Origin of the sequence: Cetobacterium sp., assembly GCF_048470075.1 — a bacterium.
In the GTDB taxonomy this organism is placed as follows: Bacteria; Fusobacteriota; Fusobacteriia; order Fusobacteriales; family Fusobacteriaceae; genus Cetobacterium_A.
In genome coordinates this window covers 1-3,587 of record NZ_DBGBQB010000246.1, presented here as the reverse complement: position 1 = coordinate 3,587, position 3,587 = coordinate 1, and the positions used below count along the sequence as shown (strand labels likewise).

Here is a 3,587-nt window from a genome sequence, read left to right as displayed (position 1 = left end):
TCCAATATTTTCTTTAATTTTATAACCTTAACTTCACTTACTATCCCAAATGGTTCAGTACAATATTCTTCAATTTTTATTCCATTTAAAATCAAAGCTCTTTTTAATACTGGAATAAAAGGAGTTTCAAGATCATATATCTCCATTAGACTATCGGTCAATTTTTGAAATTCCTCAATTTTAACAATATCTTTATTATCTATAGCATCAACCCATTGTTTAAATACTTGTGGATATATATTTGATAAAGCTCCTATACAACCATCTCCTCCAGAGATAATATTATGAACAAAGTTATCATCATATCCAGAATATACTATAAAATTGGGATACTTATCTTTAATTGCTTGAATTAAATTCCTCGTATGGCTCATTTCTGATACTGTATCTTTATAACCCACTATATTTGAATGTTTATCTAGTAAGTTTAAAAGCACATTTGGATTTATATCATGACCTGTCATTTTAGGAAAATTATATAAATATATATTTCCATTAATATTTTTAGCTAATTTGGAATAAAAGCTCTCTAAATCTCTATCATTTATAGGAAAGTAGTATGGGCCTATTATCATAACCCCATCGGCACCTGAATCTAAAGCATAGTTTGAAAGTTCTATCGTTTCTTGCATATTCATAGAACCTGTTCCCACAAATAAAGATATTCTTTTATCTATATACTCTATAGCCAGTTTTATTAACTTCTTTTTTTGAGTCATTGAGATATTATAGAACTCACCAGTACTTCCAAATAAAACGATTCCATTTACACCACCATTTATTAAATGTTCCCATACTTGTTTATTTCCTTCTATATCAATCTCTCTATCTTTATTAAATGCAGTGATTACTGGTGCTAAAAATTTAGCTTTTTTCATAGTATTTCCTCCTATTTCGTATTTTACATATAGTTACAAACTCTAGCAATTGCAGTTTCAGTATAACCTAAAATTTCTGATTTAGTTTGTTTTCCATTAGAAACTTCTATAATTTCATTTAATAACTCATGTCCTAACTCTTCTAACGTTTTTTCTTGATAGATTAAAGAACTTACATCATAATCTATATTATCTTCCATATTTTTAAAAGTTATTTTATTGCCTGTTATTTTTATAACTGGTGCTATTGGATTTCCAGTAGGTGTTCCTCTACCCGTAGAAAATATAACAATTTGTGCACCTCCAGCAACCATTCCTGCGATTGATGATGGATCATTTCCTGGAGTATCCATAATAACAAGACCTTTTTCTTTTACTTCTTTAGCATAGTCATAAACTTCCATAATCTGACTATGTCCACCTTTATGGATACATCCTAATGATTTTTCCTCCAAAGTTGTTAACCCTCCTGCTTTATTTCCTGGGGACGGATTTCCTTCTCTCACTTCGGCTCCAACTAATTTTATTGCATTTTCATATCTATATATTATTTCATAAATTCTTTCCTTGATTCTTTTATTTTTAGCTCTTTTTGCCAAAATATGTTCAGCACCTATCAACTCTGTTGTTTCCGATAAAATAGAAGTTCCACCTGCTTCAACTATTCTATCACTTAATTCTCCAATTACAGGATTAGAAGCTAATCCTGAAGTCATATCAGAACCACCACATTCTGTTCCTATTATCAACTCAGATATTGAAACCTCTTCTCTTTGGAGTTTAGAAGCATCTTGAACCATTTTTCTAGCAGCTCTAACTGCTTTTTCAATAGTTTTTATTGTCCCACCATTTTCTTGAATAATAAATTTAACAATTGGCTTATTTGTTCTTTCTTGAATTGCTTTTACAACTAAATCCATTTGACAATTTTCACATCCTAAAGATACAATAACTGTTCCATAAACATTTGGATTAGCTGCCATTCCTGCCATAACATCCATTGTAAATTCTTGATCTGGTCCCACTTGTGAGCATCCATTTTGGTTATTAAATGTAACTGTTCCTTCAACTTGAGAAGCAATGATACGTGTTGTATCAGAAGCACAAACGCTGGCAGGTAAAATAAAAATTTTATTTCTTATTCCCACTTTTCCATCTGGTCTTTTATATCCTAAAAATTTCACAAAACTCCTCCTTTTTTCCAATTATTTAGATTTAATATTTTTATTTTAAAACTTCTCTATGACTTTCAATATTATGTTCGTGAATATGTTCTCCTTTTTTTATATCCTGTGCTGCAAGTCCAATATGCTCACCATATTTAATTATTGGATTCCCTTTATTTATATCTATAATTGCAAATTTATGATATATAGGAATATTTGTTAATAGTGTTGTTTTTTCTATATTTTCATTTACTTTATATATAACTTTATCACCCTTTATACCTGGTTCTATGACAACTCCTACATTATCTTTTTTATCAATTACTAAAGCTTTTATCATATTAAAACTCCTCCTCTTTCATTAAAATATTTATATTTTCTTCACTTGTATTATTTTTTTGAAATTGTGGAGACCCATATTTTTTTGCCCAATAATTAGTAACTAGAGGCGCTAAAATAGCCGTTACTACAACAGATGCAGCAACTTGTGCAGTTGCTACAGATACGTGTTGTGCATAACGTGGATCTATCAATGCTACTGCTGCAGGAACTGCTACAGCATTACCAGCTGTTGTTGCTACAGCCCACCCTGCATAACCAGGTCTTTTTCCTATAATTCTATCGCAAAAAACTATAAATGATCCTCCAACAAATAACGTAATAAAACCTAATAAAATTCCTGGGCCTCCACCCTTAACAACATTGCTCAAGTTTATTCCTGCACCTAATGTTAACCCTACAAAAGGTATCAATTTGTCTCCCATTGGGGAGAAAAAATCTCTAGTTTCTTTATCCAAATTTCCAAGAATCATTCCTACTATTATTGGAATTACTGTAGCAACTAATGCCATAATTGGAACATTTGCTAATCCTGATGCTCCTAGAGCAATTAGTGTAAACAGTGGTCCATCATTTAATGCCAATAAAGCTGTTGCTGCGCAATCTGATGAATCTCCATAAGATTTTGATAGTGCCAAATATACTGATCCATTGCTATTTGTAACTGCACTTATTATTGCTAAAGATGTTAAACCCAAAACTCCTTCCATTCCAAAAAACTTTCCAATAAAAATTCCTATTCCTGCTCCTATCATAAACTTTGAAATTAACAGAATTCCACCTCTTTTAAAAACTTTTGGCATGTCACCTACTTGTAAAGTTGTTCCTAAACAAAATAATTGAATCCCCATAGCTGTTGCTGCTCCTGCATTAGAAAAGGTTGCAGTTGTAAAAGAACCAATTCTTAACCAATGTGGTAAAAAAGTATTTAATGTTGCTCCAATTAATAGTGGAATAATCATCATTCCTGCTGGAACTTTCTGTACTATTTTTAATATTTTCATACAAACTCCTCCTTAGCATTTCATTCATATATACGAACAAAATTCATATATACGAATCGTGTTAATTCCTATATACTTTACGAATTTTAAATTGTCAAATTTTTTTATCATCTTTGTACAAATCCCTTTACTAAAAAGAGAATGAATCAAATATTAAAAAATTATTATAACTTTTCTGGAAATTATAATGGGATTTTGAT

4 protein-coding genes are annotated in these 3,587 nt (G+C 30.5%); all 4 read right to left on the bottom strand.

Annotated elements, in window-relative coordinates:
- A partial coding sequence (locus tag ACMOUI_RS08765) for a dihydrodipicolinate synthase family protein (RefSeq protein ID WP_418965329.1) occupies positions 1-878 on the bottom strand: 878 nt, incomplete at its 3' end.
- Between the two features lie 23 nt (positions 879-901).
- Entirely contained in the window at positions 902-2,062 is a 1,161-nt protein-coding gene (locus tag ACMOUI_RS08760; protein WP_418965328.1) for a UxaA family hydrolase, read from the bottom strand.
- 40 nt (positions 2,063-2,102) lie between these two features.
- Complete coding sequence (locus ACMOUI_RS08755) at positions 2,103-2,384, bottom strand: UxaA family hydrolase (RefSeq protein ID WP_418965327.1); 282 nt, start codon at positions 2,382-2,384, stop codon at positions 2,103-2,105.
- Between the two features lies 1 nt (position 2,385).
- Complete coding sequence (locus ACMOUI_RS08750) at positions 2,386-3,387, bottom strand: 2-keto-3-deoxygluconate permease (RefSeq protein WP_418965326.1); 1,002 nt, start codon at positions 3,385-3,387, stop codon at positions 2,386-2,388.
- Positions 3,388-3,587: the final 200 nt, after the last annotated feature.